This window comes from Amycolatopsis sp. NPDC051758, assembly GCF_044453095.1.
Taxonomy (GTDB): Bacteria; Actinomycetota; Actinomycetes; order Mycobacteriales; family Pseudonocardiaceae; genus Amycolatopsis.
In genome coordinates, this window is record NZ_JBITCJ010000003.1 from 550,571 (window position 1) to 577,168 (window position 26,598).

General features: G+C 72.0%; 24 protein-coding genes. 11 read left to right on the top strand and 13 right to left on the bottom strand.

The genetic code is table 11. The features are described 5' to 3' along the window. The first annotated feature begins 122 nt into the window (after nucleotides 1–122). Genes ACIA5G_RS17940 through ACIA5G_RS17950 form a run of 3 tightly spaced genes read left to right on the top strand, consistent with a single transcriptional unit; the run spans nucleotide 123 to nucleotide 1,580 of the window. Nucleotides 123–476 carry an ArsR/SmtB family transcription factor gene (locus tag ACIA5G_RS17940; protein WP_395924326.1) on the top strand — a complete coding sequence of 118 codons (354 nt, stop codon included), beginning with the start codon at nucleotides 123–125 and terminating at the stop codon, nucleotides 474–476. Continuing rightward, entirely contained in the window at nucleotides 469–921 is a 453-nt protein-coding gene (locus ACIA5G_RS17945) for an SRPBCC domain-containing protein (RefSeq protein ID WP_395924328.1), read from the top strand. Before ACIA5G_RS17940 ends, ACIA5G_RS17945 begins: the two co-directional genes overlap by 8 nt. Then, the gene (locus ACIA5G_RS17950; protein WP_395924330.1) at nucleotides 918–1,580 is read left to right on the top strand and encodes a DUF899 domain-containing protein; all 663 of its coding nucleotides are present in this window, start codon (nucleotides 918–920) and stop codon (nucleotides 1,578–1,580) included. The genes ACIA5G_RS17945 and ACIA5G_RS17950 overlap by 4 nt, the downstream gene beginning before the upstream one ends. Before the next feature lie 121 nt (nucleotides 1,581–1,701). Here the strand turns inward: ACIA5G_RS17950 and ACIA5G_RS17955 are convergent, their stop codons facing one another. From ACIA5G_RS17955 to ACIA5G_RS17970, 4 genes are read right to left on the bottom strand one after another with little or no spacing between them, the layout of a single operon-like run. Continuing rightward, nucleotides 1,702–2,265 carry an ATP/GTP-binding protein gene (locus ACIA5G_RS17955; RefSeq protein WP_155542172.1) on the bottom strand — a complete coding sequence of 188 codons (564 nt, stop codon included), beginning with the start codon at nucleotides 2,263–2,265 and terminating at the stop codon, nucleotides 1,702–1,704. A gap of 28 nt (nucleotides 2,266–2,293) precedes the next feature. Then, the gene (locus tag ACIA5G_RS17960; protein WP_395924332.1) at nucleotides 2,294–3,010 is read right to left on the bottom strand and encodes a DUF742 domain-containing protein; all 717 of its coding nucleotides are present in this window, start codon (nucleotides 3,008–3,010) and stop codon (nucleotides 2,294–2,296) included. A gap of 7 nt (nucleotides 3,011–3,017) precedes the next feature. Then, nucleotides 3,018–3,470 carry a roadblock/LC7 domain-containing protein gene (locus tag ACIA5G_RS17965; RefSeq protein ID WP_395924334.1) on the bottom strand — a complete coding sequence of 151 codons (453 nt, stop codon included), beginning with the start codon at nucleotides 3,468–3,470 and terminating at the stop codon, nucleotides 3,018–3,020. Continuing rightward, nucleotides 3,467–7,687, bottom strand: a complete 4,221-nt coding sequence (locus ACIA5G_RS17970; RefSeq protein ID WP_395924935.1) for a nitrate- and nitrite sensing domain-containing protein — start codon at nucleotides 7,685–7,687, stop codon at nucleotides 3,467–3,469. The genes ACIA5G_RS17965 and ACIA5G_RS17970 overlap by 4 nt, the downstream gene beginning before the upstream one ends. Before the next feature lie 1,011 nt (nucleotides 7,688–8,698). On the opposite strand from ACIA5G_RS17970, the gene ACIA5G_RS17975 reads away from it, so the two are divergent. Next, entirely contained in the window at nucleotides 8,699–9,136 is a 438-nt protein-coding gene (locus tag ACIA5G_RS17975) for a DUF485 domain-containing protein (protein ID WP_395924937.1), read from the top strand. Beyond that, a complete protein-coding gene (locus tag ACIA5G_RS17980) occupies nucleotides 9,133–10,725 on the top strand; it encodes a cation acetate symporter (protein ID WP_395924336.1) in 1,593 nt (530 codons plus the stop codon). The genes ACIA5G_RS17975 and ACIA5G_RS17980 overlap by 4 nt, the downstream gene beginning before the upstream one ends. An 18-nt stretch (nucleotides 10,726–10,743) precedes the next feature. On the opposite strand, the gene ACIA5G_RS17985 is transcribed toward ACIA5G_RS17980, so the two are convergent. Continuing rightward, nucleotides 10,744–11,310, bottom strand: coding sequence for a TetR/AcrR family transcriptional regulator (locus tag ACIA5G_RS17985; RefSeq protein ID WP_395924338.1), 567 nt, complete (start codon nucleotides 11,308–11,310; stop codon nucleotides 10,744–10,746). Nucleotides 11,311–11,445: 135 nt separating this feature from the next. On the opposite strand from ACIA5G_RS17985, the gene ACIA5G_RS17990 reads away from it, so the two are divergent. Next, the gene (locus ACIA5G_RS17990; RefSeq protein ID WP_395924340.1) at nucleotides 11,446–12,885 is read left to right on the top strand and encodes an MFS transporter; all 1,440 of its coding nucleotides are present in this window, start codon (nucleotides 11,446–11,448) and stop codon (nucleotides 12,883–12,885) included. Here ACIA5G_RS17990 and ACIA5G_RS17995 read toward each other — a convergent pair. From ACIA5G_RS17995 to ACIA5G_RS18015, 5 genes are all read right to left on the bottom strand, one after another. Continuing rightward, nucleotides 12,863–13,207 (bottom strand): DUF3817 domain-containing protein, encoded by a 345-nt coding sequence (locus tag ACIA5G_RS17995; protein WP_395924342.1) that lies wholly within the window; start codon nucleotides 13,205–13,207, stop codon nucleotides 12,863–12,865. The two genes, ACIA5G_RS17990 and ACIA5G_RS17995, sit on opposite strands and share 23 nt — an antisense overlap. 10 nt (nucleotides 13,208–13,217) lie before the next feature. Then, complete coding sequence (locus ACIA5G_RS18000) at nucleotides 13,218–13,625, bottom strand: hypothetical protein (RefSeq protein WP_395924344.1); 408 nt, start codon at nucleotides 13,623–13,625, stop codon at nucleotides 13,218–13,220. Between the two features lie 357 nt (nucleotides 13,626–13,982). Next, a complete protein-coding gene (locus ACIA5G_RS18005) occupies nucleotides 13,983–14,900 on the bottom strand; it encodes a lytic transglycosylase domain-containing protein (protein ID WP_395924346.1) in 918 nt (305 codons plus the stop codon). A gap of 123 nt (nucleotides 14,901–15,023) precedes the next feature. Further along, nucleotides 15,024–15,506 carry a helix-turn-helix transcriptional regulator gene (locus ACIA5G_RS18010; RefSeq protein WP_395924348.1) on the bottom strand — a complete coding sequence of 161 codons (483 nt, stop codon included), beginning with the start codon at nucleotides 15,504–15,506 and terminating at the stop codon, nucleotides 15,024–15,026. Between the two features lie 360 nt (nucleotides 15,507–15,866). After that, on the bottom strand, nucleotides 15,867–16,022 hold the full coding sequence (locus ACIA5G_RS18015) for a hypothetical protein (protein WP_395924967.1): 156 nt from the start codon (nucleotides 16,020–16,022) through the stop codon (nucleotides 15,867–15,869). A gap of 116 nt (nucleotides 16,023–16,138) precedes the next feature. On the opposite strand from ACIA5G_RS18015, the gene ACIA5G_RS18020 reads away from it, so the two are divergent. Both ACIA5G_RS18020 and ACIA5G_RS18025 read left to right on the top strand, forming a co-directional pair. Next, the gene (locus ACIA5G_RS18020; RefSeq protein ID WP_395924350.1) at nucleotides 16,139–16,912 is read left to right on the top strand and encodes a crotonase/enoyl-CoA hydratase family protein; all 774 of its coding nucleotides are present in this window, start codon (nucleotides 16,139–16,141) and stop codon (nucleotides 16,910–16,912) included. Between the two features lie 191 nt (nucleotides 16,913–17,103). After that, a complete protein-coding gene (locus ACIA5G_RS18025; RefSeq protein ID WP_395924352.1) occupies nucleotides 17,104–17,634 on the top strand; it encodes a GNAT family N-acetyltransferase in 531 nt (176 codons plus the stop codon). Here ACIA5G_RS18025 and ACIA5G_RS18030 read toward each other — a convergent pair. Beyond that, nucleotides 17,631–18,767 carry a CaiB/BaiF CoA transferase family protein gene (locus ACIA5G_RS18030; RefSeq protein ID WP_395924354.1) on the bottom strand — a complete coding sequence of 379 codons (1,137 nt, stop codon included), beginning with the start codon at nucleotides 18,765–18,767 and terminating at the stop codon, nucleotides 17,631–17,633. The two genes, ACIA5G_RS18025 and ACIA5G_RS18030, sit on opposite strands and share 4 nt — an antisense overlap. 13 nt (nucleotides 18,768–18,780) lie before the next feature. Next, nucleotides 18,781–19,932 (bottom strand): acyl-CoA dehydrogenase family protein, encoded by a 1,152-nt coding sequence (locus ACIA5G_RS18035; protein WP_395924356.1) that lies wholly within the window; start codon nucleotides 19,930–19,932, stop codon nucleotides 18,781–18,783. A gap of 93 nt (nucleotides 19,933–20,025) precedes the next feature. Here ACIA5G_RS18035 and ACIA5G_RS18040 point away from each other — a divergent pair, with 93 nt between their 5' ends. The 3 genes from ACIA5G_RS18040 to ACIA5G_RS18050 all read left to right on the top strand — a co-directional run bounded on the left by ACIA5G_RS18040 (nucleotide 20,026) and on the right by ACIA5G_RS18050 (nucleotide 23,432). Then, nucleotides 20,026–20,643 carry a TetR/AcrR family transcriptional regulator gene (locus ACIA5G_RS18040; RefSeq protein ID WP_395924358.1) on the top strand — a complete coding sequence of 206 codons (618 nt, stop codon included), beginning with the start codon at nucleotides 20,026–20,028 and terminating at the stop codon, nucleotides 20,641–20,643. 84 nt (nucleotides 20,644–20,727) lie between these two features. Then, nucleotides 20,728–21,711, top strand: a complete 984-nt coding sequence (locus ACIA5G_RS18045; RefSeq protein WP_395924360.1) for a hypothetical protein — start codon at nucleotides 20,728–20,730, stop codon at nucleotides 21,709–21,711. 110 nt (nucleotides 21,712–21,821) lie between these two features. Then, nucleotides 21,822–23,432, top strand: coding sequence for a succinic semialdehyde dehydrogenase (locus ACIA5G_RS18050; RefSeq protein WP_395924362.1), 1,611 nt, complete (start codon nucleotides 21,822–21,824; stop codon nucleotides 23,430–23,432). A gap of 105 nt (nucleotides 23,433–23,537) precedes the next feature. Here ACIA5G_RS18050 and ACIA5G_RS18055 read toward each other — a convergent pair whose 3' ends face one another. Then, on the bottom strand, nucleotides 23,538–26,561 hold the full coding sequence (locus ACIA5G_RS18055) for a helix-turn-helix transcriptional regulator (RefSeq protein WP_395924364.1): 3,024 nt from the start codon (nucleotides 26,559–26,561) through the stop codon (nucleotides 23,538–23,540). Between the last annotated feature and the right edge of the window lie 37 nt (nucleotides 26,562–26,598).

The window sequence follows — 26,598 nt, forward strand, 5'->3', positions numbered from 1 at the left end:
GACTTCCTACTATTGGAAACCCGAGGACCAGTGATGCGAATCTCAGGGCGGCCGAGTGAGGAGTTGACAAGCCGCAGTTCAGCACTATGTTTAACGAGTCCCTTAATTAACAAGGTGCTGAAATGACAACTGCTGCCGATCACCTGAGCCGCACGTTCTCGGCTCTCGCCGACCCGACCCGGCGCGCCATCCTCGCCCGGCTGTCGACCGGCGAGGCGACCGTGAACGAGCTCGCCGAACCGTTCCCGATGAGCCTGCCCGCGGTTTCGCGGCACCTGAAGGTGCTGGAGCAGGCCGGGCTGATCACCCGCGGCCGCACCCGCCAGTGGCGGCCCTGCCGGCTGGAGGCGAAACCCCTGGAAGACGTCGCCGACTGGGTCGCGACCTACCGCCGGTTCTGGGACGACGGGTCCGACCGCCTCGAGGAACACCTGCGAACCCTGCAGGCCGCGGCCGAAGGGCCCGAGGATGCCTGACGACCAGCTCACCATCACCCGGGTCTTCGACGCGCCCCGCGAGCTCGTGTTCGGCGCGTGGACCGATCCCGACCGGCTGGCGAGCTGGCTGGGCCCGCACGGCTACACCGGCGCCGCGGTCACCCTCGCGACCCGGCCCGGCGGTGCCTGGCGCGCCTGCATCCGCGCCCCGGACGGCGACGAGCACTGGATGCACGGCGTCTACCGCGAGATCGCCGCCCCCGAGCGGCTCGTGTTCACCTTCACCTGGGACACCGACGGCGACCTGCGTGCCGAGACCCTCGTGACGATCGACTTCGCCGACCGCGACGGCAAGACCGAGATGACCTTCACGCAGCGCGGCTTCCCCACCGCCGCCGACCGCGACGGCCACCACGACGGCTGGACGTCGTGCTTCGAAGACCTGACCGGCTTCATCCGCACCCGAGGAAAGGACGCCCGATGACCGCGACCCGCCACGAGCTGCCCCCGATCGCTTCGCCGGAAGAGTGGCAGGCGGCGCGCGACGCGCTGCTCGCCAAGGAGAAGGCGCACATGAAGGCGGCGGACGACCTCGCCGCCGAGCGCCGCCGGCTGCCGATGGTGCCCTTCACGAAGCCCTACGAATTCGACTCGCCCGAGGGCAAGCAGAGCCTGCTCGACCTGTTCGACGGCCGGCCCCAGCTCGTCGTCTACCACTTCATGCTGTACCCGGGCACCAACGACGCGGTCTGCCCCGGCTGCTCGATGATCGTCGACAACCTGCCGCACCTGGCGCACCTGCACGCGCGGAACGTCACGCTCAAGGTCGTCGCGCCGGCGCCGCTCGCGCAGATCGAGCAGTTCAAGACCCGGATGGGCTGGGACGTGCCCTTCGTGTCCTCGAACGGCACGGAATTCCCCGACGACTGCGGTGTCGGCAGCGCCTTCGGTGTCAGCGTGTTCCTCCGCGACGGCGACCAGGTCTACCGCACGTACTTCACCAGCGGCCGGGGTGGCGAGCAGTTCCTCGTGACGCACCGCTACCTCGATGTCACGCCGCTGGGCCGGCAGGAGGCCTGGGAAAAGGAGAGCCACGGCGACGCCGGCCCGAGCGAGTGGTGGCGCCTGCACGACGAGTACTGATCCGGCCCAGCCCGAAGCCGGCCGCCGAGACGCACACCCTCGACGGGCGGGTCGTGCGGCCGTGCTTCCGGCACGCGCGTGAGCGGCACCGAGCCCGGGGTTTCCCCGGGCCCTGGCGGCGTCAGCGCGACTTGGCCGCCCGCAGCGCGATCCACTGCCGCATCGCGTACTCGACCAGCGTGATCAGCGTCTGCTTCGTCGACTCGCGATCCCGGGCGTCACAACGGACGATCGGGATGTTCGGGTCGATCGACAGCGCCTCACGGACGTCGTTGATGTCGTGCTCGAGCACACCGTCGAACGTGTTGACGCCGACGATGTACGGCAGACCGCGGTCCTCGAAGAAGTCGATCGGCGCGAACGAGTCGGCCAGCCGGCGGGTGTCCGCCAGCACGACCGCGCCGATCGCGCCGCGGACCAGGTCGTCCCACATGAACCAGAACCGCTGCTGCCCGGGCGTGCCGAACAGGTACAGGATCAGGTCCGCGTCCAGCGACACCCGGCCGAAGTCCATCGCGACCGTGGTCGTCGACTTGCCCGGGGTGTGGTCGAGGTTGTCGACGCCGACGCTGGCGTCGGTCATCATCGCCTCGGTGGTGAGCGGCACGATCTCCGACACCGACCCGACGAAGGTCGTCTTCCCCGCTCCGAAACCGCCAGCCACCACGATCTTGGCGGATGTCATGGTCGGGGGCGCGGTGTCCCGCGGTGCCTTAAAGCCGACGGAGTCCACTCAAAACCCTTTCCATCAACACCAGATGTGCCTCGGCGCCGTCATTGCCCGTTATCGTCTTGTGCACCGTGACCAGCCCTGCGTCCGCCGCGTCGCTGATCAGCACCCGGGCCACGCCCAGAGGCACCCGCAGCGCCGAAACGATCTCGGCGACCGAACGCGGGGTCCGGCACTCTTCCATGATCGAGATGCACTCGATCTGCTCCGCGGCCACTTCGGGGAAGCCACCGGTGGCAGCGTAGTCCTTCGCGGAGATCAGTGTCTCCAGCTCCAGGGCATAGTTCGCCCGGGTGCGGCCGCCGGTCAAAGCGTAGGGCCGGACGATCGCCGTCTGATCCTCGGGCACCGGTGGCTGTTCGAACACCGCGGGCATGACGAACTCGCCGCTGGGCGGCCCCGGGTCGAACAGGCCGCCTGGCCTGGGGCTGTCCCCGTCCGTACTGCCGGGTGGCGAGACTAAAGAGGTCACCTGATCTCCTTGGTCGGCCGACGGCGCGAACGCCGGCGGTTCCGCGGCCGCGTGCGCACCGGCCGCCGGGGGTGGCGGGGACTCCTTGCTCTTCTTGCGCTTCCGGCGGGCACGGCCGGAATCCAGGGTGAACCCGTTGAGGACGTCGGCGAACGTGCCGTCGTCCCCTCGCCCGGGGGGCCGCTGCCCCTCGGGTGGTTCGCCGCCGAATCCGGACCCCGTGCTCATCGCGCCATCATCCCACCGGTTCGCCGATCAGCGACCCACCCGATCCCTGGAGCTGGGCGCGCAGCTCCGGGGTCAGGATCTGGCCGACCCGGTCGACGAGCATCGTCATCTCGTAGGCGACCTGGCCGATGTCGCAGTTGGGGGCGGCGAGCACCGCGAGGCAGGATCCGTCGCTGATCGACATCAGCACCATGATCCCCAGCTCCATCTCCACGACGGTCTCGTTGACCGCCCCGGCCTCGAAGCAGCGGGCGGCGCCCTGGGTGAGGCTGACCAGACCGGAGGCGACCGCGGCGAGCTGGTCGGCCCGGTCCAGGGGCAGCCGGTTCGAGGCGCTCAGCAGGAGGCCGTCCGCCGAGACGACCACGGCGTGCGCCACGCCCGGCACCCGCTCCGCGAAGTCGTTGATCAGCCAGCCGAACTGGTTCTGCGTCGGCTGCGCGCTACTCGGCGAGGTCATTCACCCTCCAGTGTCTCGTGGTTGGTCTCGGTCGCCCGCGCGGTGCGGTGGCGTCCGCGCTCGATGCCCTGCTGGAAACTGCGCAGGCGGCCGCGCACGTCGTGTGCGTCACGTTGTGGTCGGGGGGCCGTGGCCCCGGTGGGCGGTCCGGCGCTGCCCGGGAGCAACTGCTCCCCGCGACGGCGCCGGGGCAATCCTGCCGAAGTGAAGGTGGCGGGCGCCGACTGGGACACCGCTTGCACCGCACGCCAGCCGTCGTCGGTGCCGAAGGTCCACTCCGCGGTGGCCTCGACGGCGGAGACTTCTTCGCGCGGTGCTGGGGTTTCCGGTGTCGAGTTCGGTGCGGCCTGGGCCGGTGTGGGTGCCGGAGCCGCGGTCCGCCGGGACGGGAGTGCGGACGGCGGGGTGGCCGGACGGCCCGTGGGGTGCGCTCCCTGTCCGGGCTGGGGCAGTCCGGAAGGCTGCTGTCCGGCCTGGCCGGGTCCGTCGGCTTGCTCGGGTGACTGTTCGGCGGGGGCTTGCTGGCCCGGCTGGAAGGCATTCGCCTGCGATCCGGCCGCCGGTGCCTGCTGCCTCGGCTGCGGCAGGCCGGGCGCCTGCTGGCCCGGCTGACCGGCATTCGGCTGCGCGCCGGGCACCTGCTGGCCCGGCTGGAGGCCGTTCGCCTGCGACCCGGCACCAGGAGACTGCTGCCTCGGCTGCGGCAGACCGGTCGCCTGCTGCCCCGGCTGGGGGGCACTCTCCTGCGACCCGGTTTCTTGCTGCTCCGGCTGGGCAAGCCCATTCGCCTGCGCGGGATTTTGCTGCCCCGGCTGCGGCAAACCATTCGCCTGCTGCCCGGTCCCCGCCTGCGGCGCCGCCGCAGGCGGCCGGCCCGGCTGACCAAGGCCATTCGGCTGGAACGCGGTCGGCTGCGATCCGGCCGAAGAAGCCTGCTGCCCAGCCGCCGCGTGCCCCGCAGGCGGTTGCCCGGGTTGGAACGTGTTCGGCTGCGAACCGGCTCCAGACCCTTGCTGGCCCGCCTTACCGAGGCCATTCGGCTGCTGTGCGGGCAGGAACGCGGTCGGCTGCGATCCGGCCCCAGGCTCTTGGTGGCCAGGCTGACCGAGGCCGTTCAGCTGCTGTCCGGCTCCCGCCGGCGGCGCAGGCTCCTGCTGGCCCGGCTGACCGAGGCCACTCGGCTGCTGCCCGGCCCCCGGCTGGAAAGCGCCCGGCTGCGATCCCGTGGAAGGCTGACCCGGCCGACCCGGCTCGGTCGCCTGCCCCCGCTTCGGCAGGGCGTTCGGCTGCGCGGCCGTGGGCTGCTCCCCCGGCTGGACATTCGCCGGCGAACCAGCCGCGCCGGCCGCCTCCGGGTTGGCCGCGGCCTTGCGGGCCTGCTGGCGGCCTCGGGTCACGCCCTGCTGGAAGCTGCTGAGCCGGCCGCGGACGTCCGCCGGGTCGCGGACCGGGAGCTCCGGGCTGCTCGGGGCGGGCTTGGCGGGGAGCGGCGGGGTTGTCGCGCTGCCCGGCATGAGCTGCTCGCCTCGGCGACGGCGAGGCAAGCCTGCGTCGGTGAAAGCCGTCGGCTCGGCCTGGGTGACCGCCTGGACCGTGCGCCAGTTCTCGTCGCTCGCGAAGTCCCAGCTGCGCGCTTCCTGCGGCTCGGCGGCCGGCTTCTCCGTGGCCTTCTTCTCCGGAGTGGCGGCGGCCGGCTCTTCCTCGGCGGCCGCCGCGGGCTTGTCCTCGCGGAACCACGCCGACAGCATCTCGTCGAAGATCGGCGTCGTCTCCGACGGGTCCGGCGAAGGTGCCGGAGCCGCGGGGGCCGGCGCGGGAGCCGGGGCGGCCGTCGCCTCACGCCACCAGTCGCTGAGCGTGGTTTCGTTGGCGGAGAACAGGTCCTTGCCCGCGGGCAGGTCGCCGGCCCGGGGCGGCTGCTCCGGCTCGGGGATCGGGAGCACCGCCGGCACCGGCGGCAGCGGCGGGCGCTGCGGCGGGGTGTCGTTGTCCTTCGGGATCGGGGCAAACAGGTCCGTCCCCGAGATCTCGAGGTCGGACGGCGGACGGGCAGCCGCCGGGCCATGGCCGTTCGCCAGCCCGGCGAGGTCGCTCGCCGACGGCCACCGCTCCTGCCCCATCGCCGGCTGCGGCGGGACCACCGGCCGCGGGCGGGAGTTGCCGTTGACCGGGCGGCGCGGCAGCCGGTTGCCCGCCGCGGGGCTCGCCGGGTGCTGCTGGGGCGCGCCGATCGGGCCGGTCAGCGGGCCGTCGGTCACCGGCATCACCAGCTCGGCCGGGACCACGACGGTCGCGCGGACGCCGACGATGTCCTTGCCGCCGTGCAGCGACACCCCGATCCGGTGCCGGCTGGCCAGCCGGCCGACGACGAAGAGGCCCATCCGGCGCGAGGTGGCCAGGTCGACCGACCCGGCTTCGGTCAGCCGGGTGTTCGCCTCGCCGACCTCGACCTCGTTCATGCCGATGCCCTTGTCGAGGATGTCGATGTTGAGCGAACCGTCCTCGCCCAGCCTCGACGCCACCGTCACCGAAGTCTCCGGCGCGGAGAACGCGGTCGCGTTGTCCAGCAGCTCGGCGACCAGGCGCATCAGGTCGCTCGCGGCGTACCCGACGACCCGGGCGGGCGGCGGCGGCTGCACCTGGACCCGCTGGTACTGCTCGATCTCCGACACCGCCGCGCGGAGCATGTCGGTGGTGCCCACCGGCTTCCCGGACCGGCGGCCCGGCTCGGCGCCGGAGAGCACCATCAGGTTCTCGTTGTTGCGGCGCATCCGGGTGGCGAGGTGGTCGAGCTGGAACAGCGTCGCCAGCTGGTCGGCGTCCTCTTCGTCCCGCTCGAGCTGCTCGATCAGGTGCAGCTGCCGCTGCACCAGGCTCTGGCTGCGCCGCGACAGGTTGACGAAGACGCTGCCGTAACCGGTCCGCATCGCGGCCTGCTCGGTCGCCAGCCGCAGCGCCTGGTGGTGCACCTTGTCGAAGGCCCGCGCCACTTCGCCGACCTCGTCGTCGGTCTGCACCGGCACCGGCACGACGTCGGTGCCCTGCGCGCGGCCCTCCTGGATGTTGCGGACCGCCTCGGGCAGCGCGGTCTCGGCGACGTCGAGGGCGCTGCGCCGCAGCACCTTCAGCGAGCGCAGCAGCTGGCGGGTGATGAGGAAGACGACCGCGACCGCGAGCACCATGGCGCCGAACAGCAGCACCGCGAGCAGGCCCGCCCCGCTGCTGGCCTCGTCGACCAGCTCCGTCGAGGTGGCCGACGCCGACGCGCCGAGCCGGTCGGCGACCTGGCCGATCTGCGTCCGCATCGCCGAGGACGCGGCGTTCCAGTCGGCCGCGGACAGCGCGCGGAACGCGTCGTCGACGGCGCCGCTCGGCGCGTTCACCACGGACTCGACCATCCGGGCCCGGCTCTGCGCCTCGGGGCCTTCGGCGATCGCCGCGAAGTCGCGCTGCAGCGTGTCGCCCGCCGCGGAGCGGAAGTCCACGAGCCGGTCGGCGAGCCGCAGCTCGGCGGCGCGGAGGGTGGCCAGCTCGCTCGGCGTCAGCGAGGCGCGCGCGATGCCGTAGGAGACCAGCGCCTGGCTCTGCGACACCTGCTCGCCCGCGACCAGGAGCTCGTGCAGTCCGGCGGGTGTGCCGCCGAGGGTGCCGTCACCCGCGCCCGCCGTGGCGGCGGTGTCGAGGGCGATCAGCGCGCCGGTGACCCCGGAGTAGGTGGTGACGGCCTGGGCCGGGCCGAGCTGGCCGCCGTCGACCTGGCGGCGGAGGAAGCCGAGGGTGCTGATCTGCGCGGTGGCCGCACCGGCGGCGCCGGCCACGCCGGGCTCGGCGTCGGCCGCGCGGGCCTGCGCGGTGGTGAAGGGGGCGACCGCGTCGTCGGTGGCCTTGCGGGCCGCGGCCAGCTCGGGGGTGCCGCCGACCGTTCCGTCGGTCAGCATCGCCGCGGTGACCGTGCGTTCCCCTTGCAGGGCGGCGGTGAGCGCGCGGGTCTGGCCGCCGAGCGCGACGAGCCGGTCGAGCCGCTGGTAGTCGTCCGCGCGGGCGACCTGGGCGGCGATCGTCGTGATGCCGAGCACCAGCGCGAGGACGATGGGCACGACGGTGACGGCCGAGAGCTTGACGGGCAGGCTCCAGTCCCGCCACCGCACCAGGGCGCGCCAGGCGTCCTTGCCCTTGGACCGCCGGGGCGCTCGGCCGAGCAACTCCCCCACGGGCACCTGACCTTCTCCTGCAACGGTCACGTGAGTGACTCCCTGTCCGGCGTCATGGATCCGCGTCGGCGGCGCGGCATCGGTGTCCGCGCCGGGCCGCCGGACGGCCGTGCCGCCCGCGCCCTGCTGCTTCCCCGGCGCCCTCGCTCGCCCCCGGCTGCCCTGCCGACCACGCGCCCGCCCCCGGGAAGGCACCCTCCCGGCGTCCCGTGCCCGGGACTCTGCACGTGCACGGCGCAACTTGCGTTCTGCACGGTGGTCGAGATCAACTTTATCGGTGCCAATCGATCGCTGCGGTCAGCTGGGCCAAAGAATCGTACCCCCGCGGCCCTGCCGGTCAATTTCGTTCCCCGTTCGGTCGCTGACCTGCGAAAAGTGCTTTCGGGTCGCAGGATGCCGGACGACATTCTGCCCCGCCGACCCCGAAGAGGGAATTCCGGTTACCGGACGCGCTGCCCGCAGGCGCCTGGCCGTCACCCGATTAGCCCACTCAGGGCAGCAGCATCCCTCAGTCGATCTACACTGCGTACCCCCATCGGGTGGGTCAAGTCTCAAGGTGTGCCCGATGTTGTGGCGTTCCGCGTCGCCATGCCTCGACCTGGTGATTTCTTTCGAGATCCCCCGCTGACCAGTGGATCTTCCCCGCCACGCCCGCACCCGGAGGACCCTCTCCGGCGCTACGACATCTTGATTTCGCTACCCTGAGTGACAGACGATCACTTAGCTCCGGCATGATTAGCTCGTTCGCCGCAGCCTGGGCCGAACGCGACAACGTCGCGTCACAATTCTTCTCATCGTTAGGGTGATCTGCCCGTGATCTTGTAGCGAACGCGTTTTCGACAGTTTCGACAAGAAATCGAATACCTCGCACTCCCGGGCCTTGCACCACCCGGCCGCCTTCGAACTCCGCCGGACGGCCTAGTTACGATGGCCGTTCGCAGTCCGCAAGGGCGGCCCGGCGCCCTGCCCGCAGGCGCCCCGGGGCCCCGCCGCACGGAGGCAATGCCGGAGGCACCCATGTACGACGTCGCGCGCCCCGCGACGGGCAACGCCCTGGAGGAGACCGGCCAGATGCCGGCCCTGTTCACCGGGGACCGCCCGCACGGCGCCCAGCACCGCCCGCCCGTCCCCCGCACCGGGCCCGACTACACCGGGATCCAGGCGAGCCGCGAGTTCGTCTCGCTGCGCCGCCGGTTCCGGGGGTTCGTCTTCCCGATGAGCTTCGCCTTCTTCGCCTGGTACATGACCTACGTGCTGCTCGCCGCCTACGCGCACGACTTCATGAGCCGGAAGGTGTTCGGCCAGGTCAACGTCGGCATCCTGCTCGGCATCGGGCAGTTCGCCAGCACCGCGCTGGTCACCTGGCTCTACCTGCGCTACGCCCGCCGCCACCTCGACCCGCGGGTCGCCGAGCTGCGGGCCCGGGCGGGCCTGCCGGAAGGACCGCGCCGATGACCACGCTCGCCGCCGAAGGCACCCCCGCCAGCAACCCGATCGTCAACACCGCCGTGTTCGCCCTCTTCGTGGCGATCACGCTGTACGTCGTCTACCGGGCCAGCTCCCGGAACTCCTCGACGTCGGACTACTACGCCGCGGGCAGCGCGTTCACCGGCCGCCAGAACGGCATCGCGCTCTCCGGCGACTTCCTGTCGGCGGCGTCGTTCCTCGGCATCGCCGGCGCCATCGCGATCCACGGGTACGACGGGTTCCTCTACTCGATCGGGTTCCTCGTCGCCTGGCTGGTCGACCTGCTGCTGATCGCGGAGCTGCTGCGCAACACCGGCCGGTTCACGATGGGCGACGTGCTGAGCTTCCGGATGAAGCAGCGCCCGGTCCGCGCGGCGGCGGCAACGTCGACGCTGGTGATCTCGTTCTTCTACATGCTGGCGCAGATGGCGGGCGCCGGTGGCCTGGTCGCGCTGCTGCTCAACGTGCACTCCAAGCTCGGCCAGGCGCTGGTGATCGGCGTCGTCGGGCTGATCATGGTGCTGTACGTGCTGGTCGGCGGGATGAAGGGCACCACGTGGGTGCAGATCATCAAGGCGACGATCCTGCTGCTGTGCGGCGTGCTGCTGACCGTGTTCCTGTTCGGCAAGTTCGGCTTCGGGTTCTCGAACCTGCTGTCCTCCGCGGCCGACAACAGCCCGCTCGGCGACAAGCTCCTCGAGCCGGGCGGCTCGTACGGCAAGAACGGCACCACCAAGCTCGACTTCGTGTCGCTGGCGCTGGCCCTGGTGCTCGGCGCGGCGGCGCTGCCGCACGTGCTGATGCGCTTCTACACGGTGCCGAACTCGCGCGAGGCGCGGCGAAGCGTCGTCTGGGCGACGGCGTGCATGTTCGTGTTCTACCTGTGCACGCTGGTGATCGGCTTCGGCGCGGCCGCGCTGGTCGGCGCGGACGAGATCAAGGCCGCACCCGGCGGTGAGAACTCGGCGGCGCCGCTGCTCGCGCTGCACGTCGGCGGGACACTGCTGCTCGGCATCATCGCCGCGGTGGCGTTCGCGACGATCCTCGCGGTGGTCGCCGGGCTGACGATCACGGCGTCGGCCTCCTTCGCCCACGACGTCTACGCGAACATCTTCAAGCGCGGCAAGGCCGAGCCGGCCGACGAGGTCCGGGTGGCCCGGCTGACCGCGATCGCGGTCGGGGCACTGGCGATCGTCGGCGGTGTGCTGGCGAACGGCCAGAACATCGCGTTCCTGGTGGCGCTGGCGTTCGCGGTGGCGGCGTCGGCGAACCTGTCGACACTGCTGTATTCGCTGTTCTGGAAGCGGTTCAACACGACCGGCACGCTCTGGGGCATCTACGGCGGCCTGGCCGCCAGCCTGCTGCTGGTGCTGTTCTCGCCGGTCGTGTCCGGGTCCGCGGACTCGATCATCAAGGGCATCGACTTCGCCTGGTTCCCGCTGAAGAACCCGGGCCTGGTGTCGATCCCGTTCTCGTTCCTCTGCGGCTTCGTCGGCACCCTCGTGGGCAAGCCGAAGGCGGACGCGGAGAAGCACGCCGAGATGGAAGTCCGTTCGCTGACCGGCATCGGCAGCTGAGCCGCCGGACGGCCTGCGTCACGCGCGCAGGCCGTCCAGGATCACCGTCAGCACCCGCTTGCCGTCCTCCGGGCTGCAGTTGCGCACCGCCATGCCGGCCCCGTGGCCCAGCCGCAGGACGTCGGCCCCCACGACGTCCGGGCGGATCAGGCCCGCTTCCCGCGCGGTGTCGACCAGCACGCCGGTCGCCGCGCGCAGGCGCTGCTGGCAGTACTGGAAGGTCTCCGAGCCCGAGTCGATCGACTCCTTGAGGATCGTGGCCAGCTTGTGCCGCTCCACGACCCAGGTGACCTGCTCGGTCAGCCACGCCTCGAGTGCCTCCCACGGTGGCAGCTCTTCGTGCAGCACGTACGCGCGGTCCGCGAGCACCTCGATCTCGTCGCGGTAGACCGCTTCGAACAGCTTTTCGCGGGTCGGGAAGTGCCGGTAGAGCGTGCCCGCTCCGACGCCCGCCTTCTTGGCGACGTCGTCGAGCGGCACTTCGGCGCCGTGCGCGGTGAAGAGCTCGTTCGCGGTCGCGACGATGCGCTCGTAGTTGCGTCGTGCGTCCGCCCGCATCGGACGCGCCGTGTCCCCGCCCGGCATCCCGGCCTCCTCGCCACTTAACCGGAGAGATTCTCCGAATTCACTTGCGCATCCGGAGACGCTCTCCATATTATCGGATCGAACCCAAGTGGAGAAGATCTCCACTTACCTTCGTACTCCTTGGGGGAGTATCTCTTGTCCCAGCAAACGATCCATCGTGCGGTCGAGCCTGCCCCGGCCCGCCGCAGCGGGCTGGTCCTCGCGATCATCCTCACCTGCCAGCTCATGCTCATCCTCGACGCGACCGTCATGAACGTCGCGCTCCCGCGCATCCAGGCCGACCTGGGGTTCTCCGCCACCGGCCTGTCCTGGGTGATGACCGCCTACAGCCTGGTCTTCGGCGGCCTGCTCCTGCTCGGCGGCCGCGCGGGCGACCTGTTCGGGCGGCGGCGCATGTTCGTCGCGGGCACCGCCGTGTTCACCCTCGCCTCCCTGGCCGGCGGCCTCGCCGACTCGGCCGCGCTGCTCATCGCCGCCCGTGTCCTGCAGGGGGTCGGCGCCGCGATGGCCGGCCCGAGCACCCTGGCGCTGGTCACCACGACGTTCACCGAGACCAAGGCCCGCATCCGGGCGCTGTCGCTGTTCTCCGCCATGGCCAGCGGCGGGTTCGCGATCGGCCTGATCGTCGGCGGCCTGCTCACCGAGTGGATCTCGTGGCGCGCGGCGCTGTTCATCAACGTCCCGTTCGGCCTGGCGATCGTCCTGCTCGCGCCGCGATTCGTGCCCGAGCCGCAGCGCCGGCCCGCGCACCTCGACCTGCCCGGCGCGGTGACCGGAACCCTCGGCGTCGGCGCGCTCGTGTTCGCCTTCACCCACGCCGCGTCCGACGGCTGGGGCAATGCCGTGACGCTCGGCTCGCTCGCCGGCGGCCTCGCGCTGCTGGCCGCGTTCGTCGCGATCGAGGCGCGCACCGCGATGCCGCTGGTCCCGCTCCGGCTCTTCGCCGACCGCAACCGCAGCGCGGCCTACGTGAACTTCTTCCTCGGCCCGATGGCGATGATGTCGATGTTCTTCTTCCTCACCCAGTTCATGCAGGACATCCGGCACTTCGCCGCGCTGGCCACCGGCTTCGCGTTCCTGCCGATGGCGGCGCTGATCTTCACGATGAGCCGGCTCGTGCCGCGGCTGCTCCCCCGTTACGGGCCGAAGCCGCTGGCCGTCACCGGGTCCCTGCTGATGGTCACCGGGGTCGGCTGGCTCGCGCTGCTCACCACCGGCAGCACGTACTTCCCGGCGCTGTTCGGGCCGCTGCTGCTGATGGGCCTCGGTGGCGGGCTGGCGTTCGCGCCGCTCAACGTGATCGTGATGGCTACCGTGCCCACCGAGGACGCGGGCGCCGCGGGCGGCGTGCTCCAGACGATGCAGCAGGTCGGCAGCACGCTCGGGCTGGGCATCCTGATCACGGTGTTCGGGTCGGCGACCCGCTCGGCGGCCGCGACCGGCTCCACCGGGCCGCAGCTCGTCGTCGACGGCATGACCTCGGCGTTCGCCACGGCCGCGGTGTTGGCGGCCTGCACGTTCCTGGTGGCGCTGACGTTCCGGCGCCAGGCCGCTACAGCTTCTGCCCGGCCTTGACCTTGTGCGTCACCCGGCGCTCGACGAGGAACGAGACGAACGGGACGCAGCCGGCCAGCAGCACGAGCACGGTGCCCTTGATCGACCAGCGGGCCTTGATCGCCAGGTCGATGGTCAGCACCAGGTAGATCATGTACAGCACACCGTGGATCGGTGAGTAGACCGCCGACGGTGTCGGGTTGTCGAAGCCGTACCGCAGCACCATCACGAAGCACAGGCCGAGCAGGCCGACGCCGGTGACGTAGGCGGCGGTGCGGAACCGGACCAGGGGGCCGGTGAGCGGCGCCGTCGTCGGGGCGGCACCTTCGGTGCTGGTGGTCATCGGGTCGTCCTCACTCTGCGGCCTGCTGGTCGCGGGCGTGCAGCTCGCGCAGGTAACGGTTGTACGCGGCCAGCTCCTCGTCCTCGTCCGTGCGCGGCACCTGCGGCGCGTCGGGCCGGGGACGAGGGGCGGGCACTTCGGCGACGGGGGCCGGGACCGGGCGCTCGTCCGCGGTCCCGTCGGCCTCGGCCTTCTGCCGCAGCCGGCGGATCCGCCAGAACATGAACGCCGGGAACAGCCCGAACAGCGGCCACTGCAGGACGTAACCGAGGTTCTGGAAGGTGCCGTTGGCCGAAGTGAAGCGGTCCCACTGCCACCACGCGAGCCCGCAGCAGATCAGCAGGCTCACCAGGCACGTCGCGACGATCGCGAGCCGGCGTCCCCAGGGGGAAGCCGCCGGCGGAGGGGAAGCTGGCACGGCCTCGACGCTAGCACTGGCCGGCTGAGGGACGACGGCCGACCATGTCACGCGTGGCCCGGCTCTCACGCAGGTCGGCAGCCCTTTACCCGGCTTTGACGCGACCCGTTCAGCCTTGCTTGCGCACCGACTGGGCGGCCTTCGCCCACCCTTGGCATGGCCCCGGCAAAGTCGGCCGCCGACGCGCGAGGCATCCTCCGGTGCCGGAACGCCGAGATGCCCTTGGCGGCAGCAGGGTGGTGCGCCTCGACACAGCGACCTCAGAAACCTCAGTAGCCACGCGGCCGACGGCGATCCCCGGCTCCGCGAGCGGTCAAACCGGAGTTGTCCACATCCGGCTTCGCCTGAGGAGAACTGTCAGCCCTGCTTGCGCACCGACTGGGCGGCCTTCGCGTAACCATCGGCGAGACCGAACACCTTCTGCGCGTACTCCGTCGAGTTGTTGTACGACAGGATCCCCGCCCACCAGCCGGACGGGCTCGCCATGTCGCGGCCGCCCGCGCACAGGTAGCGGGCGGCGGCCAGGGCCGCGTCGTCGATCTGCTGGGGGTCGCCGAGGCCGTCGCCGTTGCCGTCTGAGGCCCACTTGCGCCACGTGCTCGGGATGAACTGCATCGGGCCGACCGCGCGGTCGACTCCCGCGTCGCCGTCGTAGCGGCCGCCGTCGGTGTCGCCGATGGCCTGGACCCCGGCGGAACCGTCGAGGGGGACGCCGATGATCGGCTTCGACGGCCGCCCGTCCGGGCCGAGGACCGCGCCGGCGTACTGACCGTGGTTGGACTCGATCCGGCCGATGCCGGCGAGCGTCGCCCAGGAGATCTTGCACTTCGGCTGGTCCGCGCGCATCGCCAGCTCGGCGTTGCCGTAGGCGGACAGCGCCCGCGCCGGGACGCCGCTGGCCGCGGCGACCTGGCTCGCCCACTGCGTCAGGGTCTCCGGGCCGGTGGTGCGCGACCGGGCCTGCTGCGGGGTGGTCTGCTGCTCGGCCCCGCCCGCGACGGCGCCTCCCGCCGGGGCGACCGACCCCGGGCGGACGTCGGCGGCCTTGACCTGCAAGGCGGGGATTTCGGTGGTGAGCGGGCTCGCTTCCGGCGTCGACGCGCGGGTGACGAGCCAGATCCCGCCGCCGGCGACCGCCAGCACGGCGAGGACCACGATCAGCCGGGTGAGCACTGCGACACTCTGGGAGCGTGACGCCGGTGCCGGTGCGGCGGGGGCGGCTTCGTCGACGGCGTCGATCGGGTCGTCCTCGGTCTTTCCGGTACTCCTGCGCACGAAACTCCGGTCCTCCAGCGTGATGTCGACGAACTGTCAACGAGCCCGCGCAGGTTAGCGTTACGCGGGTCGCCGATATCGTCTCACCACGCCGGTTCACCCGGCCGAGTGGAATTCGTCTCGTCAGGCGGACTTCTGCTGACGCGCGAGGCGCGCCACGCACCAAGCCGGGGCACTGCCGCGGCGGAGGTGCTGCAAAACGGTCATCGGCCCGAGCCGGCGGCTCAGGTCGGACGGCGCGAGTCCGGCCGCCCGGTAGTCGAGGGCCCGCTGGTCGAGCGGGCTGAGACCGGCGTCCCACCACTCCTCGGCCTCGGCGACGCCGCCGACCATCTGCCACCAGCCCGCGGCGGCCGTGAGAAGCTCTTCGGGCACCTCCGGCAGACGGCGGCGCATGGCGTCGAGGTAACCGGGGTCGGCCGACTCGACCGGGACGAACCGCTGCTGCCCGGACCGGGCTCGCTGGCCGGGGATGCCCGGGGCCTGCGGCGGGGCGTCGGCCAACCACGCGGACGCGATGCGGTCGACCTCCTGCTCCTCGGGAGTCCTCTCGCGCTCGGCGGCCCATTGCCGGATCAGCGCGTCCACTCCGGGATCTCCGGTCATCCCTGCCTCCTTGTAGGTCCCCGACGGACAGGCCCTGACGCCTGTCCCACGCGGTGGTGCCGCACGCACCCACCTGCACCTTGCTGAGTGGAAACTGCCTGCGTACCGGGGGTCTCCGAGGGGGAGGGCGAACCACCCGATCACGCAATGTGAGCACCGTAGGGCCGGGGTGGTCTCCTTCGCCAGACCCCCGGTGCCACGAATTCGCCGACCTGCGCGTTTTCAGCGGCAATCCACCCGGATGGTCGAGTCTTCGGTCCGAAATCCGGGATTGGTGACACTCAGTGATTTACCGTCCGTTAACACGCACGGTGACCGCCGGCGCCGCCGAAACGGGGCCGGTGAGCGGGTCGTGCGAGGTCAGGAGAAGAGCGTCCGGAAGAACGTGACGATCGCTTCGGCGCCGTCCTTCAGCCAGCCGAGCACCCGGTGCACGAATTCGGCGGACTGGTTGGGCTGGGTGATCAGGAAGAACAGCACGAGCGCAACCACGCCCACGATCAGAATTTTCTTCACGCCACTCGACATGCGCTTCCTCCCCGGCTCGCCGTCCCCGTCCTGGGAGTGGCCACGTCACTACTCTAGGGAAGCGGTGCCCGGAAGACACCCCGATCAACCCCCTAGGAGCGGCGATGACCCGGAACGTGCTGGTCGAGCGGGACGGCGGAGTGACGACGATCACCATCGACCGGCCGGCCGCCCGCAACGCCGTGGACGGCCCGACCGCCGTCGAGCTGGCCGACGCGTTCCGCGCCTTCGACGCCGACCCCGAAGCGGCGGTCGCGGTGCTGACCGGAGCCGGTGGCGCGTTCTGCGCGGGCGCCGACCTCAAGGCCATCGGCACCGACCGGATGAACCGCACTCACCCGGACGGGGACGGCCCGATGGGCCCCACCCGGATGACGCTCGGCAAGCCGGTGATCGCGGCGGTGCACGGGCACGCCGTCGCGGGCGGGCTGGAGCTGGCGCTGTGGTGCGACCTGCGGGTCGCGGACGCCACGGCGGTGTTCGGCGTCTTCTGCCGGCGCTGGGGCGTCCCGCTGATCGACGGCGGCACGGTGCGGCTGCCGCGGCTGATCGGCCAGTCGCGGGCGATGGACCTGATCCTGACCGGACGGCCGGTCGAGGCGGACGAAGCGTTTTCGATCGGCCTGGCCAACCGGCTCGTGCCGGCGGGTGACGCGGTGTCCGCGGCGCAGGAGCTGGCGCGGCAGCTCGCGGCGTTCCCGCAGGCGTGCCTGCGCGGCGACCGGCTGTCGGCGCTCGGCCAATGGGGCAAGTCCGAAGAGGACGCGCTGACGGCGGAGTTCGGCGCGGCGATGGGCACGGGCGTGCTGGCGGCGGAAGCAGTGGACGGCGCCGCCCGGTTCACCGGCGGCGAAGGCCGGCACGGCAGCTTCGCGTGACCAGCGGGGCATCACGCGTGATCCGACAGGCATCTCGCGTGCTTGGAGGGGCATCACGCTGATGCCTGCCCGGTCACGGGTGATGCCTTCCTGATCACGCGAGATGCCCGCTCGGTCACGGGTCATGCCTCTAGTGAGTGGATCCCGCGCCGCGGCGGCGATTCCGGTCGGCCGGCCGATAGGGTCGGCGGATGGACGACGATGTCGACAGAGTCGTGCTCCGGCCCGTCGCCGAGGCCGACCTCGACCTCCTGGAACGGCTGAGCAACGATCCCGCCGCGAGCGGCGAGCACCAGTGGTTCGGCTGGCACGACCCCGGTTACCTGCGCCGCCGGTGGCACGAGACCGGGATGCTCACCCCCGACAGCGGCATGCTCGTGCCGGTGCTCGGGAACCGCGTGCTCGGGCTCGTCTCGTGGCACCGCAGCCGTACCGGGCCGACGTCCTACTGCTGGAACATGGGGCTCGTGCTGGTTTCGGAGGCGCGCGGCCACGGCTACGGCACCGAAGCGCAGCGCCTCCTCGCCGAGTACCTCTTCGCGCACACCCAGCTCAACCGGATCGAAGCGACGACCGAGGTGGGCAACCGCGCCGAACAGCGCTCGCTCGAGAAGGCCGGCTTCACCCGCGAAGGAGTCCTTCGCGGCTACTGCTTCCGAGACGGCGACTGGCGCGACAGCATCCTCTACTCGGTCGTGCGCTCCGATCTGGCGAAGAACTAGGCGATCGCGCCCGCCGAACGCAGCGCGTCGAGGTCGGTGACGCCCAGCTCGGCCAGCACGGCTTCGGTGTCGGATCCCTTGGCGTGCGGGGCTTCCGGCGTCTCCGGCGGGGTGCGGCCGAACCGCGGCGCCGGGGCCGGCTGGACCATGCCGCCGATCTCGACGAACGTGCCACGCGCCGCGTTGTGCGGGTGCGACGCGGCTTCGCCCGGCGCGAGCACCGGGGTCAGGCACGCGTCGGTGCCTTCGGCACGCGCGACGAGGTCGTCGCGCGTGTGCTTGCCGATCGCCGCGGCGAGGATCTCGCGGAGGCGAGGCCACTGCGTCTTGTCGATGTGCAGCGGCAGTTCCGCCGGGTCCAGCTCGAGGACCTTGACCAGGTCACCCCAGAACCGCATCTCGATCGCGCCGACGGCGACGTACTTGCCGTCCGCGGTCTCGTAGGTGTCGTAGAACGGGGCGCCGCCGTCGAGCATGTTGTCCCCGCGGCCGCCGCCCCAGAGCCCGGCCGCGGCCATGCCGTGCAGGCTCGTGGTGAGCAGCGCCGCGCCGTCGACCATCGACGCGTCGACGACCTGGCCCCGGCCCGACGTGGTCCGCTCGTGGAGCGCGGCCAGGATGCCCATCGCCAGCAGCAGCCCGCCGCCGCCGAAGTCGCCGACGAGGTTGAGCGGCGGCACCGGCCGCTCCCCCGCGCGCCCGATCGGCTCGAGCGCGCCCGCGATGCCGATGTAGTTGATGTCGTGCCCGGCGGCCGAGGCCAGCGGGCCGTCCTGGCCCCAGCCGGTCATCCGGCCGTAGACCAGCCGCGGGTTGCGGACGTGCACGACGTCCGGGCCGAGCCCGATCCGCTCGGCGACGCCGGGGCGGAAGGGCTCGATGAGGACGTCGGCGGTGTCGCACAGCTTCAGCACCAGCTCGACGCCTTCGGGCGTCTTCGTGTTGATGCCGACCGATCGGCGGCCGCGGGCGAGCGGGTCGGTCGGGATGCCGAGCACGTCCTCCCCCGGCGTCGCGCGGTCGACGCGGACGACGTCGGCGCCGAGGTCGGCGAGGATCATCGTGGCGAAGGGCCCGGGCGCGAGACCCGCGAGCTCCACCACCTTCAGGCCGCTGAGCGGACCTGCTTTCATGACCGGGGTCCTTTCAGAGCGAGCGGGAGATGATTTCCTTCATGATCTCGCTGGTGCCGCCGAAGATCCGGGAGATCCGGACGTCGGCCCAGGCGCGCGCGATCGGGTACTCGGTCATGTAGCCGTAACCGCCGAAGAGCTGCACGCAGTCGTCGATCACCTTGTTGACCCGCTCGGTGGTCCACAGCTTCGCCATCGCCGCGCCCTGGACGTCGAGCTCGCCCTTGAGGTGCCGTTCGATGCACTGGTCGAGGAACGCCCGCGCGACGGCGGCCTCGGTGGCGGCCTCGGCGAGCTTGAACTTGGTGTTCTGGAAGGAAAAGATCGGCCGGCCGAACGCCGTCCGCTCCTTGGTGTATTCGAGGGTGAGGTCGACCGCCGCTTCGAGGCCGGCCACCGCGGTGACCGCGATGATCAGCCGTTCCTGCGGCAGTTGCAGCATCAGCTGGATGAATCCCTGGCCTTCGGCGTCGCCGAGGAGGTTGGCGGCGGGCACGCGGACGTCGTCGAAGAACAGCTCGGCGGTGTCCTGGCCCTTGAGCCCGACCTTGTCGAGCACGCGGCCGCGGCGGAAGCCCGGCGTGTCGGTCTCGACCACGATCAGCGAGACGCCCTGCGCGCCCGCGTCGGGGTCGGTCTTGCACGCGACGACCACCAGGCCGGCGTGCAAGCCGTTGGTGATGAAGGTCTTGGCGCCGTTGAGGACGTAGTGGTCACCGTCGCGGACCGCGCGGGTCTTGATGCCCTGCAGGTCCGAACCGGTGCCCGGCTCGGTCATCGCGATCGCGCCGACCAGCTCGCCGCTGGCCAGCTTCGGCAGCCACTCGCGCTTCTTCTCTTCGGAGGCGTACGCGCTCAGGTAGTGCGCGACGATTCCGTTGTGGACGGTCACGCCCCACGCGCTGTCGCCGGCCCGGGCCTGCTCCTCGTACAGCACGGCTTCGTGGGCGAAGGTGCCGCCGCCCCCGCCGTACTCCTCGGGGATGGACAGGCAGAGCAGGCCGACGTCACCGGCCTTGGTCCACAGCTCGCGGTCGACCTTCTTCTCCGCCGCCCAGCGCTCCTGGTGCGGGACGGCCTCCTTCTGCAGGAACGACCGCGCGAGCTCGCGCAGGTCTTCGAGCTCGGTCGTGTTCCAGGAGCTCTTCGGGAGTTTCAGCGGCACGGGACCTCCTGCTGGAAAACATGACGATCAGCATGTAAGTTCTCATCGGAATGTACATCCGTACCGGCCTGTAGGTAAAGCAGGGAGGCCGAAGTGACGTCGACGGCGCACCGGACCCAGGCGCAGCGGCGCGAGCAGACCCGCACGGCACTGCTCGACGCCACCATCGACTGCCTGGTGGAGGTCGGCTACGCGCGCACGTCGGTGCAGGAGATCTGTGCCCGCGCCGGCGTCTCCAAGGGTGCGGTGCAGCACCACTTCACCGCGAAGGCCGAGCTGATGGCGGCCGCCGTCGAGCACCTGACGACAAAGCTGCGGCGGCAGCTCGCGGCGTCGCTGGACGAGCTGCCCAGCGGCGGCACCGGTGTCGCCGCGGCGATCGACCTGCTGTGGACCGGCTACTCGGGCACGCTCTCGACCGCCGTCACCGAGCTGTGGGTCGCCGCCCGCACCGACCCCGAGCTGCGCGCGGCCATCCGCCCGGTCGACCGCGCGCTCGGCCGCGCGACGCTCGAGCACGTCACCCAGGTCGCCGGTGAACTTCCGCCCGAGCGCGCGGAAATGCTGTTCTGGCTCACCGTGAACCTGACCCGCGGGCTGGCGCTGGACGCCGAGCTCGGCGGGGACCCGAACCGGCGCCGGCAGCTCCTCGACGAGTGGAAGCGGATCGCCGTCCTGCTCTACCAGGACGCCACCACTGGGCCAAGCTGACCAGCCGCGTCCGCAAGGGCTGGAATGCCCCTTATCCCGCAGGCGGATTCGTGGTCCAATCCCCCGGAACGAAGGGGAGCCCCGATGACTGCCAGCGCGCCACCCCCGTATCAGCAGCAGCACCCCTACGCCCCGCCCCAGGCGCCGCCACGCCCACCTTCGCGTGACGCGGGCTCGCTGATCCGGCTGCTCGCCGCGATCCTCGGTGTCCTCGCCGCGGCGCTCGTGGTGGTCGGGTCGTTCCTGCCGCAGACGTCGTTCGAGCAGGTCGTGGACGGCAAGACCGAGAGCAGCCAGACGATCAGCGCCTGGTCGCGCTCGTTCGGTGTCGAACCGGGGGCCGAGGCGGCGAAGTTCTACGAGAACACCCACGTCGCGCGGTACGGGATCCCGCTCACCGCCGGTGCGGTCGTGCTGCTGGCCGGAGCGGCGCTGACGCTCGCCGGCACCCGGCGTTCGGCGGGCGCCGGGGTGCGTTCGGGCGGCCGGACGGCGCTGGTCGCCGGCGCCGCCGGGGTGACCGCGGCGGTGTGGATGCTCGGCATGGACGTCTCGGCGACGTTGAGCTACAACTCCGAGGAAGGCACCGTCAAGTCGCACTACGCGACCGGCACGGGGTTCTGGCTGCTGCTCGGCGGCGGGGTCGTCGCACTGGTGGCGCTGGTGTTCGCGGTGCTGGCCGGACGACGCGCACCCGCCACCTCGCCGGCCGGGTTCCCGGCGCCGTACGGCGGGCCTTACCAGCAGCAGTCACGGCCGTATCCCGGTCCGCCGCAGCAGTATCCGAGGGCCCAGCAGTCCCCGGTGGCACAGCAGTCTCCGATGGCACAGCCGTTCCCGAGCTCGCAGCCGTTCCCGGCCCAGAGCGGGCCATCGTCTCAGCCCTTCCCGGCACAGCCCTTCCCGACGCAGTCCGGGGGCCCGCAGTCGCAGCCGTTCCCCGCGCAGCAGCCCGACGAGTCCTACGGCGGCGCGACCCAGGCGCACCCGCACCCGGGGCAGCAGGAACCGGCGTCACCGACCGAACCGACCTACCAGCTCCCGCCGCTGGACCCGCCCAAAACGTGAAACATATTCACATCAGACTGGACATCTGACGTACCGACGGTATGGTGTACTCGTCGGTAACCCCTGCGCGGCCATCGTGTGGACTCCGGACGCCGCGGAACGGAGACGTCATGACCAGCACCACCCCCGCGAACGCCCTCGAGACGACCCCTCTGCCGCCGACCGTCGGCGGGGTGGCCGGGGCGCCGGGCTCGGCGCGGGCGGCCCAGCTCGTCGCCCGCGTGGCCGGGGGCGCGGACTCGGCGCCGATCCGCATGCGGGCGCCCTTCACCGGGCAGCCGATCGCGACCCTGCCCCAGGCCACCGACGCCGACGTCCGCGCGGTGTTCGCCGCGGCCCGGACGGCCCAGCGGGCGTGGGCGGACCACTCCCCCGCCGAGCGCGCCCGCGTGCTCACCAAGCTGCACGACCTGGTGCTCGCCAAGCAGGACGAAGTCCTCGACCTGGTCCAGGTCGAGGCGGGCAAGGCCCGGCTCGACGCGTTCGACGAGGTCAGCGCGACCGCGCTGGTCGCGGCCTACTACGGCAAGCACGCCGCGAAGCTGCTCGCCCCGCGCCGGGTCGCCGGGGTCATCCCCGGACTGACGCGCGCCGGCGAGATCCGGCACCCCAAGGGTGTTGTCGGGGTCATCTCGCCGTGGAACTACCCGCTCGCGCTGACGGCGATGGACGTCCTCCCGGCGCTGGCGGCCGGCAACACCGTGGTGCAGAAGCCGGACAACCAGACCGCGCTTTCGGCCCTCTGGCTGCACGAGCTCGCCGAGGAGGCCGGGCTGCCGGCCGGGACCTGGCAGATCGTGCTCGGCCGCGGCTCGAAGATCGGCACCGCGCTGGTCGAAGAGTCCGACTACCTGTGCTTCACCGGCTCCACGCCCACCGGGAAGGAGCTGGCCGGGCAGGTGGCGAAGCGGCTGACGTCGTATTCGCTGGAGCTCGGCGGCAAGAACCCGATGGTCGTGCTGCCCGACGCGGACGTCGCGAAGGCGGCGACGGGCGCGGTGACGGCGTGCTTCTCCTCGGCCGGGCAGCTGTGCGTGTCGGTCGAGCGGATCTACGTCCACGAGTCCATCCGCGAGGAGTTCACCCGGGCGTTCGTGGCCCGGACCGCCGCGCTGAAGCTCGGCGGTGCGCTCGACTACCAGGCCCAGATGGGTTCTCTGACGTCGGAGGACCAGCTCGCGACGGTGTCGGCGCACGTCGAGGACGCCCGCGCGAAGGGCGCGTCGGTGCTCACCGGCGGCCGCGCCCGGCCCGACCTCGGCCCGCTGTTCTACGAGCCGACCGTGCTTTCCGGCGTCACGCCCGGCATGGTGCCGTTCGCGGAGGAGACGTTCGGGCCGGTCGTCTCGATCTACGGCTACACCGACGTCACCGAAGCCATCGACCGCGCGAACGACACCCCGTTCGGGCTCAACGCCAGCGTCTGGTCGCGCAACGGCCGCGCGGGCTGGGAGGTCGCGGCGCGCCTCAAGGCCGGCACGGTCAACGTCAACGAGGGTTACGCGGCGACGTTCGGCAGTGTCGGCGTCCAGATGGGCGGGATGAAGGACTCCGGCGTCGGCCGCCGCAACGGCGCCGAAGGCCTGTTGAAGTACACGGAGTCCCAGTCGATCGCGCTGCAGCGCGGCCTGGCCCTGCGGCCGCCGAAGCGGGTGCCGGGTTCGCTGTGGTCCCGCGGCATGACGCTGGGCCTCAAGGCCCTCCGCCGCCTCCCCCGCTGACACAACCCGTAACTCGCGTGATCCAGGCCGGATCTCGCGTGATTGAAGCCGTCACGGCTCTGATCACGTGAGTTCCGGCTTCAATCACGCGAGTTACGGCTCTGATCACGCGTGTTCGGCGGTGGGAGCCGTCAGCAGGCCGCGGTCGTAGGCGATCGCGACCGCTTCCGCGCGGCGGCTCGCGCCGAGTTTCGCCATCACACGGGACAGGTGGACGCTCACCGTCTTCTCGCTGATGTACAGCTCTTCGCCGACCTGGCGGTTCGTGCGGCCCAGCGCCACGCGCTCGAGGACGTCACGCTCGCGGTCGGTCAGCGGGTCGACCACCGCGCGGGCCGGGGCCGCCGGTTCGACGCCGGCCAGCTCCACCCGGGCGCGGTGCGCCAGGTCGCGGACGGCGTCCCGCAGCGGGAGCGCACCCAGCCGGGTCGCCACCGCGTGGGCCGCTTCGAGCGCCGGCTTCGCGTCCGCGTCAGCGGCCAGCAGCGCTTCGGCTTCGTGCCAGCGGCAGATCGCCTGCTCGTAGACGGCGCCGTAACCGAACGCCTCCGCCGCGGCCGCCCACTTCGCCGCGTCACCGCGGCCGTGCAGGCAGGACGCCGCCGCCTCCAGCCGGGCCAGCCACGCCCGGCCTTCCGGCCCGAGCTTGCCCGACCGCGGCTGCCCGACCACCGCGCACATCCGGCCGTGGGTCAGCATCCGCTCACCCGCCGCCACCGCGGCGTCGGCCGCGGCCTGGTCACCGCGGACCCGGGCTTCGGCGGCCGCCGTGGCCGCGGCGGTCACGCCGACCGCGGCCACCCGGATGCCGGCCAGCAGGCCGGGTTCGATCCGCTCCAGCCAGCCGACGAGGTCCTCGGCCCGGCGCACCGCCTCGGCGTGCTCGCCCCGCCAGTACGCCAGCTGGATGCCCGCGTCCCCGACCGACAGCGGGATCTGGATGTCCGCCGTCCAGTGCTGCCGCAGCCCGGCGACGAGCTTCGCGGCTTCGTCGAACCGGCCGCGGGCGACGACGAACAGCGACCAGATGGCGAGGATGCGCGCCGCGACCGCGCTCGACACCCCGCGCCCGGCCCGGCTCGCGTTCTCGTCCGGCCAGTCGCCCATCAGGTAGCGCAAGGTCAGCTGCCGCGCGCGCAGCTCCAGCCCGTAGACGCTCCAGCTGAGCCCGGCCTCTTCGGCGCGAGTGACGCCGCTGGCGACGTGCTCCAGCGCTTCGGCGAACTCGGCGTGGTCGTCGTAGCTCAGGGCGAGGAAGTAGGTCGCACGGATCTCGGTGTTCGGCGCGCCGGCGTCCCGCGCCTTCCGCTGTGCCCGGCGCAGCCATTCGCGCGCTTCGGCGGGATCGCCCGCGGAGTCGGCGAGCGTGCCCACGGTGACCAGGGCCGCGGCTTCCGCGGCCGCCGCCCCGACCGCCTGCGCGTCGGCGACCGCCGTGCGCGCGCTTTCCAGCGCGGCCTCCGGCTGTTCGAGGATCCGCAGGAACCCGGCCCGGCCGGCCAGCACCCAGGCGCGTGTCCCGCTCGGCTCGGAGTCCTTCACCAGGTCCCAGGCCCGGTCCATGGCCGCGGTCGCCTCGTCGAGGGTGCCTTCCAGCGCCAGCAATGCCTCGGCCAGCCGGCGCCACGTCTTGGCCGCGCGGTCGGCCGAGGTCTCCGGGGTCAGGGCCTGGGTGGCCGACCGGGCGAACGCGGCGGCCCGCTCGGGCTCGCCGGACGTGCCCGCGAAGTACGACGCCTCGTGCAGCAGCCGCAGCTCGTCGAAGCCTTCGGGCCGGTCCGCCTTCGGGACGGCGTCCCAGATGGACAGCGCCTGCTCGACGTGCTGCAGCGCCGACCCGGGCGCGCCGAGCTTCTCGGCCTCGTCCATCGCGCGCAGCAACGCCGGCAGCGCGGTGACCAGGTCGCTGCTCTGCATCGAGTGGTAGGCCAGCTTCGCGTCGTGCCCGCGGCCCTGCGGCCGCGACTGGATCCGAGCGGCGTACGCCGCGTGGGTGCGCGACCGCTCCCCCGGCAGCAGATCGCCGTACACCGCTTCCTGCAGCAACGCGTGCCGGAACGTGTAGGAGCCGTCCGACAGCACCACCAGGACGTGGTGCTGGACGGCTTCGCGCAGTGCTTCGTCGAGCTCGAGCTCCCCCAGCCCGCAGATGTCGGCGAGCGCGGCGTGCATCACCGGCTCGTTGGCCACCGAGAGCACGCGGACCACCCGGCGGGTGTCCGGCGAGAGCCGCTCGAGCCGGGACAGCAGCACCTCGGCCAGCCCGGCGGGCAGGTCGTTGCACTCGGTCTTGGTGGCGAGCAGCTCCTCGGCGAAGAACGGGTTGCCCTCGGAGCGGGTGACGATGTCGGCCACGACGTCGGCCGGCAGCGGCTCGTCGGCCAGCGCCTCGACGAACCGGCGGGCGTCGACGGTGCCGAACGGGTGCAGGTCGACCCGCTCGACGGTGGCGAGCCGGACCAGCTCCGAGAGGGTGCCGCGCAGTGGGTGGCGCCGGTGCACGTCCTCCTCGCGGTAGCTGCCCACAACCAGGAGCCGCTGCGCCCGCAGCCTGCTGAGCAGGAAGGACAGCAGGTTGCGGGTCGAGGCGTCGGCCCAGTGGAGATCCTCGAGCAGGATCACCACCGGCCGCGTCTCGGCGATCTCGGTCAGCACCCCCAGTACCGCGTCGAACAACTGCAGCTGACCGAGATCCTGCTCCGGCCGGGGACGCACCATGGTTTCCCGGTCGTTGGAAGTCATCGGCGGGTGTTCCGCCGTGCGGGGCTCCTCGAAGCCCTGGCCCTGCGGCAGCAGCCGCCCGAGCGCCGGCCGGGACCGCACCGCGGCCGCGACCGCGGGGTCCGTCGCGCTGCCCAGCGGGGCGAGCGCCTCGGCGAAGGGAAGATAAGGCAGGCCGCCCTCGCGGACGTCGATGCAGCGGCCGGTGAGCACCAGCCCACCGCACGTGCCGACGTGCTCGCCGAGCGCGGTCAGCAGCCGGGTCTTGCCGACCCCGGCGTCCCCCGAGAGCAGCACCGCGCCGGCTTCGCCCCGTTCAGCCCGGGCGAAGGCGGCGCGGAGCCGCCGCATCTCGTGGGTACGGGCGACGAGCGGGATTCCGGAGCCGAGTCGGGGCACGATGAGCATTCTGACTCACCCCACCGACAAGTTCCGCACGCTTATC